Source organism: Pedobacter sp. (assembly GCF_046462515.1).
In the GTDB taxonomy this organism is placed as follows: domain Bacteria; phylum Bacteroidota; class Bacteroidia; order Sphingobacteriales; family Sphingobacteriaceae; genus Pedobacter.
Window position 1 is genome coordinate 77,280 of the sequence record NZ_JBKGVD010000010.1, and the last position, 13,885, is coordinate 91,164.

The 13,885-nt window shown below is 36.0% G+C and carries 15 protein-coding genes; 10 read left to right on the top strand and 5 right to left on the bottom strand.

The window, feature by feature from the left end; genetic code table 11:
• Positions 1-36 precede the first annotated feature (36 nt).
• Both radC and rpsT read right to left on the bottom strand, forming a co-directional pair.
• On the bottom strand, positions 37-735 hold the full coding sequence (radC, locus tag ACLHG9_RS15215; RefSeq protein ID WP_410222359.1) for a RadC family protein: 699 nt from the start codon (positions 733-735) through the stop codon (positions 37-39).
• Positions 736-792: 57 nt separating this feature from the next.
• The gene (gene rpsT, locus ACLHG9_RS15220) at positions 793-1,047 is read right to left on the bottom strand and encodes a 30S ribosomal protein S20 (protein ID WP_243361486.1); all 255 of its coding nucleotides are present in this window, start codon (positions 1,045-1,047) and stop codon (positions 793-795) included.
• A 254-nt stretch (positions 1,048-1,301) separates the two neighbouring features.
• Here rpsT and purN point away from each other — a divergent pair, with 254 nt between their 5' ends.
• The 7 genes from purN (at position 1,302) to rodA (ending at position 9,543) form a co-directional block, all read left to right on the top strand.
• Positions 1,302-1,880, top strand: a complete 579-nt coding sequence (purN, locus tag ACLHG9_RS15225; protein ID WP_410222360.1) for a phosphoribosylglycinamide formyltransferase — start codon at positions 1,302-1,304, stop codon at positions 1,878-1,880.
• 96 nt (positions 1,881-1,976) lie between these two features.
• The gene (purH, locus tag ACLHG9_RS15230; protein ID WP_410222361.1) at positions 1,977-3,503 is read left to right on the top strand and encodes a bifunctional phosphoribosylaminoimidazolecarboxamide formyltransferase/IMP cyclohydrolase; all 1,527 of its coding nucleotides are present in this window, start codon (positions 1,977-1,979) and stop codon (positions 3,501-3,503) included.
• Between the two features lie 147 nt (positions 3,504-3,650).
• Positions 3,651-4,673 carry a rod shape-determining protein gene (locus tag ACLHG9_RS15235; RefSeq protein WP_410222362.1) on the top strand — a complete coding sequence of 341 codons (1,023 nt, stop codon included), beginning with the start codon at positions 3,651-3,653 and terminating at the stop codon, positions 4,671-4,673.
• Between the two features lie 294 nt (positions 4,674-4,967).
• A complete protein-coding gene (mreC, locus tag ACLHG9_RS15240) occupies positions 4,968-5,807 on the top strand; it encodes a rod shape-determining protein MreC (protein ID WP_410222363.1) in 840 nt (279 codons plus the stop codon).
• On the top strand, positions 5,797-6,312 hold the full coding sequence (mreD, locus tag ACLHG9_RS15245; RefSeq protein WP_410222364.1) for a rod shape-determining protein MreD: 516 nt from the start codon (positions 5,797-5,799) through the stop codon (positions 6,310-6,312). The genes mreC and mreD overlap by 11 nt, the downstream gene beginning before the upstream one ends.
• Positions 6,312-8,297, top strand: coding sequence for a penicillin-binding protein 2 (gene mrdA / locus ACLHG9_RS15250; protein ID WP_410222365.1), 1,986 nt, complete (start codon positions 6,312-6,314; stop codon positions 8,295-8,297). The genes mreD and mrdA overlap by 1 nt, the downstream gene beginning before the upstream one ends.
• Positions 8,278-9,543, top strand: coding sequence for a rod shape-determining protein RodA (rodA, locus tag ACLHG9_RS15255; RefSeq protein ID WP_410222366.1), 1,266 nt, complete (start codon positions 8,278-8,280; stop codon positions 9,541-9,543). The genes mrdA and rodA overlap by 20 nt, the downstream gene beginning before the upstream one ends.
• On the opposite strand, the gene ACLHG9_RS15260 is transcribed toward rodA, so the two are convergent.
• Together ACLHG9_RS15260 and ACLHG9_RS15265 are read right to left on the bottom strand one after the other, a co-directional pair.
• Positions 9,536-10,009 carry a DUF1572 domain-containing protein gene (locus ACLHG9_RS15260; RefSeq protein ID WP_410222367.1) on the bottom strand — a complete coding sequence of 158 codons (474 nt, stop codon included), beginning with the start codon at positions 10,007-10,009 and terminating at the stop codon, positions 9,536-9,538. The genes rodA and ACLHG9_RS15260 overlap by 8 nt on opposite strands.
• A 20-nt stretch (positions 10,010-10,029) precedes the next feature.
• Positions 10,030-11,052, bottom strand: coding sequence for a hypothetical protein (locus ACLHG9_RS15265; protein WP_410222368.1), 1,023 nt, complete (start codon positions 11,050-11,052; stop codon positions 10,030-10,032).
• Positions 11,053-11,146: 94 nt separating this feature from the next.
• On the opposite strand from ACLHG9_RS15265, the gene ACLHG9_RS15270 reads away from it, so the two are divergent.
• The 3 genes from ACLHG9_RS15270 to ACLHG9_RS15280 all read left to right on the top strand — a co-directional run bounded on the left by ACLHG9_RS15270 (position 11,147) and on the right by ACLHG9_RS15280 (position 13,104).
• Complete coding sequence (locus ACLHG9_RS15270; RefSeq protein ID WP_410222369.1) at positions 11,147-11,722, top strand: thymidine kinase; 576 nt, start codon at positions 11,147-11,149, stop codon at positions 11,720-11,722.
• Positions 11,723-11,957: 235 nt separating this feature from the next.
• Entirely contained in the window at positions 11,958-12,374 is a 417-nt protein-coding gene (locus ACLHG9_RS15275; protein ID WP_410222370.1) for a VOC family protein, read from the top strand.
• A 16-nt stretch (positions 12,375-12,390) separates the two neighbouring features.
• Entirely contained in the window at positions 12,391-13,104 is a 714-nt protein-coding gene (locus tag ACLHG9_RS15280; RefSeq protein WP_410222371.1) for a DUF1003 domain-containing protein, read from the top strand.
• Here the strand turns inward: ACLHG9_RS15280 and trpA are convergent.
• On the bottom strand, positions 13,097-13,864 hold the full coding sequence (trpA, locus tag ACLHG9_RS15285; RefSeq protein ID WP_410222372.1) for a tryptophan synthase subunit alpha: 768 nt from the start codon (positions 13,862-13,864) through the stop codon (positions 13,097-13,099). The genes ACLHG9_RS15280 and trpA overlap by 8 nt on opposite strands.
• Positions 13,865-13,885: the final 21 nt, after the last annotated feature.

The window sequence follows — 13,885 nt, forward strand, 5'->3', positions numbered from 1 at the left end:
AATTTTAGTCTCAAAATTATAAATTCATTGATAAGATTACATTAGTCTTTCATCTCTGAAGCTGAGATATTCTTTATTCCCTAAAATAAGATGATCTATGACCGATATTTCAAGTAATTGCCCTGCCTCAATAAGTTTTTTGGTAATCTGCATATCTGCGGTACTGGGTTTTAAACTCCCCGAAGGATGGTTATGTGCCAAGATTACAGAGGCAGCATTATATTCTAATGCAGTTTTAAAAACAATTTTTGGATCAACCACCGTTCCTGACACACCTCCTTTACTCAGAAAGTGTTTACCCATCACTACATTAGCCCTATTCAGTAGTAATATCCAGAATTCTTCATGAGGCAGATCGCTAAGTAAGGGTTTTAAGATATGATAAGCATCAATAGAGGTGATAACCTTATTGGACTTTGCGGTTTCCAGCTCCTTTCTACGGCGACCTAATTCTAATGCAGCAACAATCGCTATGGCTTTAGCCGCACCTATCCCTTTAAATTTTGAGAGCTCTTTTATACTTAGACGTGCGAGCGAGTCGAGATTATTGTCATATGAATTCAGTATCCTTTTACTTAAATCAACGGCTGTCTCATTTTTATTGCCCGATCCGATTAAAATTGCAACCAGTTCGGCATCGGTAAGTTGCCTGCGCCCTTGCAAAAGTAATTTTTCGCGAGGTTTATCTGCCTCTGCCCAAGCTTTAATTCCTAGTTTGTTTTGGTAGTTAGACATAAAAAAACGGCATCATCTTTTAGATGATACCGTTTCTAATATCGTAATTAAAAGCTACTATTTCAAACCGTTAACAAACTTTGTTAACTTAGATTTGTTGTTAGATGCTTTATTTTTGTGGATCACATTCTTTTTAGCTAAACGATCAAGCATAGAAATTACTTTTGGTAATAATTCTAATCCAGCTTTTTTATCTTCAGCAGCACGTAATCTTTTAATAAAGGTACGTGTAGTTTTTGCTTGATATCTGTTGCGTAAACGTTTTGTTGCGTTTGCTCTAATTCTTTTAATTGCTGATTTATGATTTGCCATTATTATTTAGCCTTTATTTCCTTTGTTTAATATTTTCGGACTGCAAATATAGAAGTATTATTTTTAATTTGCAAAATGGTATTTAAAAAAAATCAAATAATTATTTACAGATAAAAAACAGATTTACTGATTACAAACCTATTTTTGATTTGGAAGCTAAGTACTTATCTCTTATCTTTCGGCAAATTTAGGGTTAAAATTCATTAAACCCCGCTTGAAAACACTATTTTTGACAAAAACTTTTTTTTTAACAAGTGAAGAAACGTATTGCCATATTTGCTTCAGGCTCGGGTTCTAATGCCCAGAAAATAATGGAGCATTTTAAACGCAGCGCCGATACCGAAGTTGCATTAATCCTAACCAACAACCCCGATGCTTACGTGCTGCAACGTGCCGACAGTTTTGAAATTCCTTCTCATGTTTTTGACAGGAACGAATTTTATCATACCGATACAATTTTAGAATTACTTAAAAATTTAGACATCGATCTGATTGTACTGGCAGGTTTTTTATGGCTTATCCCAAAAAATTTACTTAAGGCTTATCCCGGTCGTATTATTAATATACATCCTGCCCTGCTTCCTAAATACGGGGGCAAAGGCATGTATGGCGATTATGTACACCAGGCTGTAATTGCTGCAAAAGACCCTGAAGGCGGCATCACCATTCACTATGTAAATGAAAATTATGACGAAGGAGAATTCATCTATCAGGCTAAATACCGTATAGAAGAAAACGACAACCTAGAGATGATCAAATTCAAAGGTCAGCAGTTAGAACATCTGCATTATCCACGTATTATAGAAAGTCTTATTAAAAAGATTAAAAAATAAGATAAGCGGGTATTGATTTTAATATTTTATTTAAACAAAACACACAAATTAAATACCTATTTTTCTTACCTTTGCGGCTTATAAAAATACCCTTTCATGAGCCAATCAGTAAAGATCAAAAACGCTTTAATTTCAGTTTATTATAAAGATGGTTTAGCCCCATTAGTGGAGTATTTAGCCAAGCAGGGCGTAACCCTTTTCAGTACAGGCGGAACCGAACAATTCATCAAAGATTTAGGTTGCCCCGTAACAGCGGTTGAAGACTTAACCGGGTACCCTTCTATTTTAGGTGGCCGTGTTAAAACTTTGCATCCAAAAATTTTTGGCGGCATCTTAAATCGCAGAAGCCTGAGTGACGATCAGCAGCAGATAACGCAATATGAAATCCCTGAAATTGATCTGGTAATTGTAGATCTTTACCCATTTGAAGAAACCGTAAAAAATGGTGGAACTGAGCAAGAAATTATTGAAAAAATAGATATTGGTGGCATATCATTGATTAGAGCCGCGGCAAAAAACTTTAATGACGTTGTAATTATTGCCTCTAAAAATGATTATACAACTTTGTTAAATCAATTACAGGAACAAGGCGGAACTACTACTCTTGCTCAGCGTAAAACATACGCTCAAAAAGCTTTCCATACTTCTTCTCATTACGACACAGCAATCTTCAATTACTTTAATCAGGAAGAACCCTTAAATGTATTTAAGCAAAGTATTGCTCAGGCACAAACCCTGCGTTATGGAGAAAACCCCCATCAGAAAGGCTCATTTTATGGCAATCTGGATGAAATGTTCTCTAAACTGAACGGTAAAGAATTAAGCTATAACAACCTTGTAGATATAGATGCTGCTGTAAGTCTAATTGATGAATTTACAGAACCTACTTTTGCAATTTTAAAACACACCAATGCTTGTGGTGTAGCTTCCAGAAGCAGCATAAAACAAGCCTGGACAGATGCTTTAGCCTGCGATCCGGTATCTGCTTTTGGTGGTGTGCTGATTGCCAACAGAAAAATAGACTTGGCTACCGCAGAAGAAATCAACAAATTATTTTTTGAGGTTTTAATTGCACCTGACTACGAAGAATCTGCTGTTGAACTATTTAAAACAAAGAAAAACAGAGTTATTTTAAAACGTAATGAAGTTAAACTAAGCAGCAAGCAATTTAAAACCTTATTAAATGGTGTAATTGAACAGGACAAAGACCTGATTATTGAAGGTCCTGAACAAATGAACACAGTTACCCAAAAAGCGCCTACCGCAGCAGAATTAAAAGACTTACACTTTGCCAATAAGATTGTAAAACATACCAAATCCAATACTATTGTTCTGGTAAAAGATGATGTTTTAATTGCCAGTGGAGTTGGACAAACTTCAAGAGTCGACGCTTTGAGGCAGGCCATTGAAAAAGCAGGCGCCTTTGGATTTAGCGTTAAAGGTGCAGTAATGGCTTCAGACGCATTTTTCCCTTTCCCTGATTGTGTAGAAATAGCGGCTGATGCAGGTGTAACTGCTGTTTTACAACCGGGTGGCTCTATTAAAGATGCAGACTCTGTTGACAAAGCAAATGAAAAAGGGATTGCAATGGTAACAACCGGAGTAAGACACTTTAAGCATTAAGATAAATCAAAGTATTATTTAGGAAAGCTGGGTTTACCAACCAATTTTTACCTGAAAAATAATACCGATAATACAATAAAATACCTAATTTTACATTTTAGGTATAATGAAATTTGTTTAATTAAAAATACAATAACAAAACCTTACATGGGATTATTTAACTGGTTTACGCAGGAAGTTGCCATTGATTTAGGAACTGCGAATACCCTTATCATACATAACGACAAAGTAGTGGTTGACGAACCATCTATTGTTGCTTTTGACAGACAAACTAACAAGATTATCGCTATTGGCAGACAGGCCATGCAAATGGAGGGTAAAACCCACGATAATATCAGGACTGTAAGACCTTTAAAAGACGGAGTGATTGCTGATTTTAATGCTGCTGAAGCCATGATCAAAGGAATGATCAGAATGCTTAACGGCGGTAAAGGCTGGATGTTCCCTTCTTTACGAATGGTAATCTGTATTCCTTCAGGTATTACTGAGGTAGAGAAACGTGCGGTTAGAGATAGTGCCGAAATTGCTGGTGCTAAAGAAGTTTACCTGATACATGAACCTATGGCAGCTGCTGTTGGTATTGGAATAGATGTGGAAGAACCAATGGGTAATATGATTATTGATATAGGTGGTGGTACAACAGAAATTGCGGTTATTGCATTGTCTGGTATCGTATGCGATCAATCTATACGTGTTGCCGGAGATAATTTTGACTCCGACATCGTAAATTATATCCGCCGTCAGCATAACATTATGATTGGTGACCGTACCGCAGAGAAAATTAAAATTGAAGTTGGTGCTGCTTTACCTGAGTTAAGCGATCCGCCTGCAGACTTTGCCGTACAGGGAAGAGATTTAATGACAGGGGTTCCAAAACAGATTACTGTTTCATATACAGAAATTGCCCATTGCTTAGATAAATCTATTTCTAAAATTGAGGAGGCTATTTTAAAAGCGCTTGAAATTACTCCACCAGAGCTTTCTGCTGATATTTATCAGACAGGTATTTATTTAACTGGTGGCGGTGCATTATTAAGAGGATTGGATAAACGTATTGCCGCAAAAACAAAATTACCTGTTCACGTAGCCGAAGATCCCCTTCGTGCAGTAGTAAGAGGAACGGGTATAGCGCTTAAGAATATTGGAAACTTTAAATTTTTAATGCAATAATTGGATTTGCGAATGTAGATTTAATTTTACGATTGATGAATAGCAATATCTTAAAAGCAAGAACAAAAGCATATTCAATATCGATTGGCAAATTAATAATCGACTTTTCCCATTATGTATTAAATAAAAATTATTCGAATCAGTTGGTTAGATGCTCAAACTCTGTGGGTATGGATTATAGAGCAAATTGTAGCGAAGCGAATAAGCTTCTACCTATGGTTGTTGCATCTACTGTTACTATTCGCAAGAATGAACAAAATCGTAAATCTGTAATTCTAAAATCGTAAATAAAAAATGCGTAACCTTTGGATTTTCATAAATAGATATAGCGCATTTTTTCTTTTCATCATATTCTTTACCATTGGTATTGTACTTACACTTAAAAACAATGCCTATCAACGTAACGTTATTATTAATTCGACCAACTCGGTTGTTGGCAATGCTTATGCCAAGCTTAATGTAATTAAAAGATATCTGAACCTAAGACAGGTTAATGACAGTTTAGCGCTTGAAAATGCTCAGCTCAAAACCAGAATTTTAGCGCTTAACAGTGTAGATAGCACTAAGACTTCTGTTATTAAAGATACCGTTAACCATCAGCAGTACACCATATTAAGCGCTATGGTAATCAAGAACTCCATAAACCTTGCAAATAACATCATTACTGTTAACAAAGGCACCAATGATGGCATTGCAAAAGATATGGCGGTAATTTCGCCACAAAAAGGCATAATTGGCTTTGTATTAGAAGTGTCTCCTCATTTTGCTACGATAAGAACCCTGTTAAATAAAGATACTTACATTAGCGTAGTGTTAAAAAAGAACAATGCTTATGGCAGTTTGGTATGGGGCGATAAGAATTTCGATTTTAGAAAAGCGTATGTTAAAGAAATACCTAATCATTTTAAAGTAAATGTAGGTGATACCATAGTTACTTCGGGTGCAGGTGGTTTTCCTAAAGGAATAGAAGTTGGTCGTATCAGTAAGACTCAGATCAGTACCGGCGATAGTTTTATGACCCTTGAAGTACAGTTGTTTAATGATTTCAGTACATTGCAATATGTATATATCATTAAAGACCGATACAGTAACGAAATAAAAAACCTCCAGGAAACTTCAAAAAATGAACAGTAAACTTATATTCTACAATATCATCCGGTGGTTTTTGCTCTTATTTGTGCAGATTTTCTTACTGCGCAACATGATATTTTACAATTTGTCTACTCCGTTTCTTTATGTACTGTTTTTATTGGTATTGCCTTTTGGTATTCCAAATTTTTTACTTTACCTCATTGCATTTGGCACAGGTTTAACACTTGATGCATTTTATGATACTTTGGGCGTGCATAGTAGCGCATGTGTGGCATTAATGTATGTACGTATAGCATTTATAAATATTAGTTTAAACCGTGACTCTATAGATGAACCCGAACCCTCTTTAGGTAATATGGGTTTCAAATGGTTTACTTTATATGCAACCCTATGCATATTTGCCCACCATATAGTTTTGTTCTTTTTAGAAGCCTTTAAGTTAAATGAGTTTATATATACCTTAACAAGGGCCTTATTAAGCATGGTTTTTACTTTGTTTACCGTATTGTTAACCGAGTTCATTTTCCATAATAGAAAATCAGCATAATGGATCAACTGTTTAATCGGAAATATATTATTCAGGGCCTGTTTATCCTGCTTTCGCTTATTTTAATAGGCAAGCTTTTTTATATGCAGGTTCTTAGCGATAAATATTTTCTGAGCGCAAACAGCAATGCCTTGAGAAAAATATCCATTTACCCAGCCCGTGGCGTTATTTACGACAGGAATAACAAAGTTTTAGCACAAAATCAACCTACATATGATCTGATGGTTACCCCTAATCAGGTAAAGCCTTTTGATACCCTTTCTCTTTGCAACATCATCGGTATTACTATGGAGGAGTTCAGAGAAAAATTCCATAAAGCTGAGGTCCACTCTCGCAACCAAGCATTTATTTTTCAGAAATTATTATCTGTAGAAACTTATGCCACACTGCAGGAAAAAATGTTTAACTATAAGGGCTTTTATGTTCAAAAAAGAACCATAAGATACTATCCAGACAGTATCGCAGGACAGTTTTTAGGCTATATTAGAGAGGTAAACAACAACGAAATTGAAAAATATCAAGGTTACTATAAATTAGGCGACTATATTGGTAAAACCGGACTTGAAAAGCAATATGAAGCGGATCTGAGAGGTAAGAAAGGGATTATTAACATGCTTTATAACGTACATAATGTTCCGCAAGGAAGTTATGCCGATGGCAAATTTGATTCGCTTGCCGTTGCCGGAAGTCAGATTATTACCACGATAGACAGCAGAATTCAAAAATTAGGCGAAGAGCTTTTAGCCAATAAGGTTGGAAGTGTGGTAGCTATTGAACCTTCTACCGGCGAAGTCCTTGCTTTTGTAAGTAGTCCCGGGTACGACCCTAATAAGATGGTAGGTAAAGAAACCAACAACAGTTATAAAAATCTGTTTGCCAACCCCTATAAACCTTTCTTTAATCGGCCTTTGCGTGGACGCTATTCGCCAGGTTCTGCATTTAAACCTTTAGATGCGCTTATTGCCTTACAAGAAGGTGCTATAGACCCTAATACTACTTTTAATTGCCCAGGATATTATTGGGCAGGTAACCGCAAATTTAAATGTGAGCACGTTGATGGCAATATATCTCTAAGAAGAGGCATAGCCCGTTCATGTAATACTTATTTCTATTCCATTTTTGCTAAAATGATGACTAAAAATGGTTTAAAGAAACAACATGCTACTTATGATGAATGGCAAAATAAAGTAAGGAAGTTTGGCATTGGTGATACTTTAGGCATTGATTTCCCAGGTGAAAGCTCTTATAAACTTTTTACCGCAGAAGATAATACCAAACGTCATGGAAAGTACTGGGGTTATACCACTATTCTTTCGGTAGCCATTGGACAGGGCGAAATCAGTACAACACCTTTACAAATGGCCAACATTATGGCCATTATTGCCAACAGAGGTTATTATATTAAACCACATGTGGTAAAAGGGATTGGTAACGATAAACACATAGATCAGAAATACAAGGAAAAACATTACGCAGGTATAGATGCCCGTCATTTTGAACCTGTAATAGACGGGATGCAGGATGCTGTTAATAGTTCTATAGGTACAGCTAAAGAATCTCAAATACCCAATATATTAATGTGTGGCAAGACCGGAACAGTACAAAATAACCAAGGTAAAAATCACTCGGTATTTATTGGTTTTGCTCCACGCGAAAACCCTAAGATTGCAATTGCTGTAATTATAGAGAATGGTGGCTACGGAGGTGCTTATGCTGCCCCTATTGCCAGTTTTATTACCGAAAAGTACTTAACAGATACTTTAACCGGTCGTCGCATTAATGGAGCTACAATAGAACAATATAAGGCTGCAAACCTCTTACCTCAGTTAAAAGAGAAAATTGTTAAGCCTAAATTAAAAACTGATAGCTTAAATCAGGTTACCGATACCACAAAACGTGAATCACCTATTAAAACAAAATTAAATCAGCATACCTTTAATAAAACAGCAGTAGAACCTAAAGCAAATGCAACAGCAGCAAAGTAACAGATTCTTCTTTAAAGTAGATTGGATTACCATATTGATATATATGGCTTTGTGCACTATAGGCTGGACCAATATTCACTCTGCCGTTTATAACCCGGATAAAGCCTTTACTTTTAGTTTTACTGCCGTTGATGGTAAACAACTCATCTTCATCATTTCTGGTCTTATTTTAGGCTTTGTTATTTTACTGCTCGAATCTAAGTTTTTCAGCATATTTGCCCCCATAGTTTATGGTGTTACCATTCTGCTTTTAATCGCTGTACTTATTGTAGGCCGCAATGTAGGTGGTAATCAGGCTTGGATACCCATAGGCTCTTTCAGATTACAACCTTCTGAATTTGCAAAATTTGGTACGGCCCTATTATTAGCAAGGTATATCAATACTTTTAATCCTAAGTTAACTTCTTTCAAATCTATATTAGCCTGTTTTGCTATAATAGCCTTACCTATGGCACTCATTATGCTCCAGCCCGATGCAGGTTCTACTTTGGTATTTTTATCTTTTATGTTTCCTTTGTACAGAGAAGGCTTACCGGGATATCTATTGGTCATTTTTTGGGTAATGGTATTGCTCTTTATCCTTAACTTATACATGAGCCAACTTACGTTGATCATCAGCATATTGGTTATTGGCATAACCTTTATTTTCTTATACCGTAAGAAAATACAGAAGGTCATTCTTATAGCAATCATCACTGTGGCTTCTATAGGCTATCTCTTTGTGGCTAAATTCGCATTTGAAAACGTATTAAAGCCCCATCAACGTACACGTATAGAAGTTAATCTAGGGTTAAAAACGGATAACAAAGGGGCCGGATATAATGTAAGACAATCTAAAATTGCCATCGGGGCCGGACAGGTAACCGGTCGTGGTTATTTACAAGGCACACAAACCAAATATGGTTATGTGCCTGAGCAAAGTACCGACTTTATTTTTTCTACAATAGGTGAAGAATGGGGCTTTGTAGGCTGTACAACTGTTATTGTTTTGTATGCTTTCTTGCTCCTGCGTATTATAAACATGGCCGAAAGACAGCGTTCTACATTCTCTAGGGTTTATGGTTATTCTTTGGCATGCATTATTTTTTTCCACGTCTTCATAAACATAGGTATGGCCACAGGAATCATGCCGGTAATTGGTATTCCTCTCCCTTTTATCAGTTATGGGGGGTCGTCTTTATGGAGTTTCACCGTCCTGTTGTTTATCTTCCTTAAACTAGACTCGAACAGAATGGGCTTTATTTAATTTGCTGTTCGCGAATTATTTTCTTGATCAGTGCAATTTGTCCTAAGTGGTAATGGGTGTGTTCAATGATGCCAGAAATGTTACGGTAATAATTACCATATTTTGCATCCGTAAAATCTGTCAGTAATTGCTCTTCAGCTAATTTCTCTAATTCATAACTAAATAAAGCTGCTTCTTTTAAAGCTTTATTTACCAAAGCCTGCCACTGTTCTTCATTAACTATGGGTTCTAAATCGAAACTATATTTATCACTTGCATTTAAAGTCTTTCCTTGTAAAACCTTTAACACGGCACTTACATAATAATTTATGTGAAAAACCAATACAGCTATCGTATTGAGCTGATAAAGCTGCGTGGTTGCTTCTTGCCAGGTTACATCGGCCAGCAGATCTTTGAGGTTAACAGTAGTCCAGTTACCCCCAAAATGAACATCATTAAAATGTTTTGCTATCTGTTTAACCAACATTTGTAAAAATCTGAATTAATTTATTGCTTAAACCTCTGGTTTAGCACATGATAAAATTTGTCTACTGTGGCCTGCTTGTCTGCCCAGTTATTCTTTGCGGCGTAATTTACTTTAAAAAACTGGTCTGCAGCTTCAAAATTAGGTAGTTTGTTAGCCAATTCAATGGCTTCGGCATAGGCCAGATTGTAACCGTTAAACAAGTCTTTAATAAATAACAACTTATCATTTAAGCTTATGCCTTGTTTGAGATCTGCAATTACATTTAAATTTTGTTGACTATTGTTAAGGCTTGCACTGCCTTTACTGGCCAGGATGTCATTTAAAGTAGGCCTGTAATCTTCCTGCTGTACCAAGATTTCTACTTCTGTTTTTTCTTCCTGTACATCCAATTCCATTAGCGGTTGCTGCTGTTCCTCTTCCACAGGCATAACAATCGGTTCTTCTTCTTTAATAAGGAATGGTTCTGGCCCAATTTCATCTTCTTCCAACTCTTCTGTATTCCTGATCAAGTTTTCTTTAACCTTTTTCTTCTGCTCTAATATTTTTTGTTCCTCTTCACTCAGGGCCCTGTCAAACAATTCATCTGCATTTTTTTCTTCAAAATCAAATTTATCGTCTGCACTGTACTCTGTATTTAATACGAACTCAAATGTTTTTACCGGTTCGGTTTCTAAACTGAAAATCTCTTTTTCAAATACGGCTTCTTCATCTACAATATGAATATCGTCTTGTTCTTCTGCACTCGTATATTTTACTGTATCTGCTTTTTCTACGGCTTCATTTTCCGTTAAGGCAGGCTGAACAGGTAGTACTTCTTCCTTTTGCTCTTCTTTATCTCTATGTTCTGCGTTAACTGGATTTTCCTTAACGATCATTTTTTTAACGATCTGGATATGATCAACCAGAAAATTAGCATTAGCTTGTAATAACTCAAGCTCTAATTCATTAATCTGCTGTGGATTTTGGGCTAGGTACTGGTAATGTTCATTTAACTCGGTAACTATGGTCCCTAATTTTTTGAAAAGAGATTCCTGTTTCATCATAACTAAGTAACGAAAAAATTGACGCTTTATGTTGGTAAATGTTAACCAAAAATACTATAAAATTCCCTTATATTTGGCTAAAATACGGTTACAAATGTTATTTAGCGAGAGAAATTTCAGAAGAGGCGAGTTTAGTGGAAGTATAGAGGTTATTTGTGGGTCTATGTTCTCAGGTAAAACCGAAGAACTGATCAGAAGATTAAAAAGAGCTCAGATTGCCAAATTAAATGTAGAAATTTTTAAGCCTAAAACAGATACCCGTTATGATGAAACAGCTGTAGTATCTCACGATTTAAATTCAATACAATCTACACCGGTAGAAAGTTCAGCAGCTATATTATTATTAGGTACCAATACCCAGGTGGTAGGCATTGATGAAGCGCAGTTCTTTGACGATGAATTACCCGAGGTTTGCAATAAACTTGCTTTAAAAGGTATAAGAGTTATTGTTGCCGGGTTAGATATGGATTTTCAGGGCAAACCCTTTGGCCCAATGCCTGATTTAATGGCTATAGCGGAGCACGTTACCAAAGTAAACGCGGTATGTATGCAATGTGGCAGTCCGGCGGTTTATTCATACAGAACGGTTGCCAGTGAAGCGAAGGTATTATTGGGCGAAAAAGATAGTTATGAGCCTCGTTGCAGAGCCTGCTACCATAACCTCTCTTAAAATTCCTGCTACACTCAGAAAGTAAGATTTTCTTCTTGTATAAAACTCGCTAATATATTGCTAATATATTTTTGAAAAAGCCCTGCTATAAAATAGCACATTATTTTCTACCAGGCAATATAAGTTTACTCATTGACTTCTTTTTTAAATTTAGGATGTATTTATATTTACTTTCTATTTAAGCTATTTTATACCCGATTAGTTTTGTAACTTCACGTATCAGCCTTTATATATTATGACCAAAGAAATCTGGCTTAACCTACCTGTAAGCGATATACCGAAATCTACTGCTTTTTTTGAAGCAATTGGTTTTGAAATTAACAACCATGCGCCAAATAGCGAAGTAATGGTTTCTTTTAAGATTGGCAGTAAGAATTTTATTATAAACCTTTTCAGAAAAGATATATTTCAAAGCTTTACCCCCTATGCTATTGCCGATGTAAGTAACAGTCTCGAAATGCTGATTTCTATTGATGCCGAAAGTGCCGAAGAAGTAAACGAACTTTTACAAAAAGCCGAAGAAGCGGGAGGAAAAGTATTTGCAAAAGGTGCCGAACAGCAAGGATGGATGTATGGCGGCGGTTTTACCGACCTCGACGGGCACAAATGGAATATCTTATATATGGACTTTAGTAAAATGCCTCAAAAGTAATCACTTTAATTTATCTATGACCCAAGTACAATCGTTTAACAGCGCTGTTTCAAATAAAGAGTTTCCTGTAGCCGAAAAAGTTTTAGGAAGTTCTATAAGAAGTTCCATTTTTAATTTCATCCAAAAAGATTGTCCTGAGTTTGACAGAACAAGCGCCTTATCTATTAGCGAGCTCAATTATTACCGCCAGAAATATATTTCAGAATATCTGGTTAAAGAAATTGGCGAGGTAGGTGAGCTGGAAAAACAAGTTATTAATGCTTTGGTTGATGCGGATACAGTTACCGACAAGTTAAATGATGCCAATGAAAAGCAGGGATTAACACGTGGGCAAATCATTGCTGATAAAGTGGCCTCTTTTGGCGGAAGCTGGACTTTCATTATTTCTTTTGCCCTGTTTTTATTTCTTTGGATTGGTGCAAATGTATATTTTCTCGCCAATAAAGGTTTTGATCCTTATCCCTTTATCCTGCTGAATCTGATCTTATCTTGCTTAGCTGCCATACAAGCTCCGGTAATTATGATGAGCCAAAACCGACAGGAAGAAAAAGATCGTGAAAGAGCCAAGAGCGATTACATTATCAACCTTAAATCTGAGCTCGAGATCAGAACTTTACATGAAAAAGTAGATCATCTGATCATGAACCAGCAACAGGAACTTCTTGAGATCCAAAAAGTACAGATAGAAATGATGACTGATATTTTAAAACAGCTTAAAAAAACTACTTGATCTTTTTCATAAAGCTTTTCACACTTTCTTCAATGTGTTCAGCGTCAATATTTTTTACAAATGCACTACCTATAATGGCTCCGCTGGCATAGATATTAGCGGTACTGTAAGTTTTTTTATCTGAGATGCCAAAACCGATGATCAGCGGATTTTTTAACTTTAAAGCCGAAATATATTGAAAGTAACGGGTAGTCCGGCTTGAAAGATCTAAGCTATTTCCTGTAGTTGAAGATGATGAAACCAGATAGATAAAGGCATCACTCAACTCATCTATTCTTCTGATACGTTCTTCTGTAGTTTGCGGTGTAACTAAAAAAATATTGCTAATGCCGTACTGCTTAAATACAGGTTGATACAATTCTTCATACTCATATATCGGCAAATCTGGTATAATACAACCATCAACCCCAACTTCAAGGCATTTTTTACAGAAGTTTTCTACACCATATTGAAGCACTACATTTACGTACCCCATTAATAAAACCGGAACAGATACCCGTTTTCTTAATTCTGCTAACTGCTCAAATAAAAGGGTTAAGGTCATTCCATTATCTAAAGCGGTTTTGCTGCTTTGTTGTATAACAGGTCCATCGGCTACAGGATCTGAATACGGAAATCCTATCTCCAAAAAATCTGCTCCATTTTGTTCTAAAGCCTGCGCTATTTTTAAGGTATCGTTTAAATTTGGGTAACCTGCTGTAAAATATATAGAAAGCAGATCTTTCTTTTTATGCTGGAATAATTGCTGAAGTCTGTTCATTTTGCAAATCGTAATTTTAAT

What these genes read in the sequence shown, in the direction of transcription:
- radC (WP_410222359.1), bottom strand. Translation starts at nt 735, where the DNA reads ATGTCTAACTACCAAAACAAACTAGGAATTAAAGCTTGGGCAGAGGCA.
- rpsT (WP_243361486.1), bottom strand. Translation starts at nt 1,047, where the DNA reads ATGGCAAATCATAAATCAGCAATTAAAAGAATTAGAGCAAACGCAACA.
- purH (WP_410222361.1), top strand. Translation starts at nt 1,977, where the DNA reads ATGAGCCAATCAGTAAAGATCAAAAACGCTTTAATTTCAGTTTATTAT.
- ACLHG9_RS15235 (WP_410222362.1), top strand. Translation starts at nt 3,651, where the DNA reads ATGGGATTATTTAACTGGTTTACGCAGGAAGTTGCCATTGATTTAGGA.
- mreC (WP_410222363.1), top strand. Translation starts at nt 4,968, where the DNA reads ATGCGTAACCTTTGGATTTTCATAAATAGATATAGCGCATTTTTTCTT.
- mreD (WP_410222364.1), top strand. Translation starts at nt 5,797, where the DNA reads ATGAACAGTAAACTTATATTCTACAATATCATCCGGTGGTTTTTGCTC.
- mrdA (WP_410222365.1), top strand. Translation starts at nt 6,312, where the DNA reads ATGGATCAACTGTTTAATCGGAAATATATTATTCAGGGCCTGTTTATC.
- rodA (WP_410222366.1), top strand. Translation starts at nt 8,278, where the DNA reads ATGCAACAGCAGCAAAGTAACAGATTCTTCTTTAAAGTAGATTGGATT.
- ACLHG9_RS15260 (WP_410222367.1), bottom strand. Translation starts at nt 10,009, where the DNA reads ATGTTGGTTAAACAGATAGCAAAACATTTTAATGATGTTCATTTTGGG.
- ACLHG9_RS15265 (WP_410222368.1), bottom strand. Translation starts at nt 11,052, where the DNA reads ATGATGAAACAGGAATCTCTTTTCAAAAAATTAGGGACCATAGTTACC.
- ACLHG9_RS15270 (WP_410222369.1), top strand. Translation starts at nt 11,147, where the DNA reads ATGTTATTTAGCGAGAGAAATTTCAGAAGAGGCGAGTTTAGTGGAAGT.
- ACLHG9_RS15275 (WP_410222370.1), top strand. Translation starts at nt 11,958, where the DNA reads ATGACCAAAGAAATCTGGCTTAACCTACCTGTAAGCGATATACCGAAA.
- ACLHG9_RS15280 (WP_410222371.1), top strand. Translation starts at nt 12,391, where the DNA reads ATGACCCAAGTACAATCGTTTAACAGCGCTGTTTCAAATAAAGAGTTT.
- trpA (WP_410222372.1), bottom strand. Translation starts at nt 13,864, where the DNA reads ATGAACAGACTTCAGCAATTATTCCAGCATAAAAAGAAAGATCTGCTT.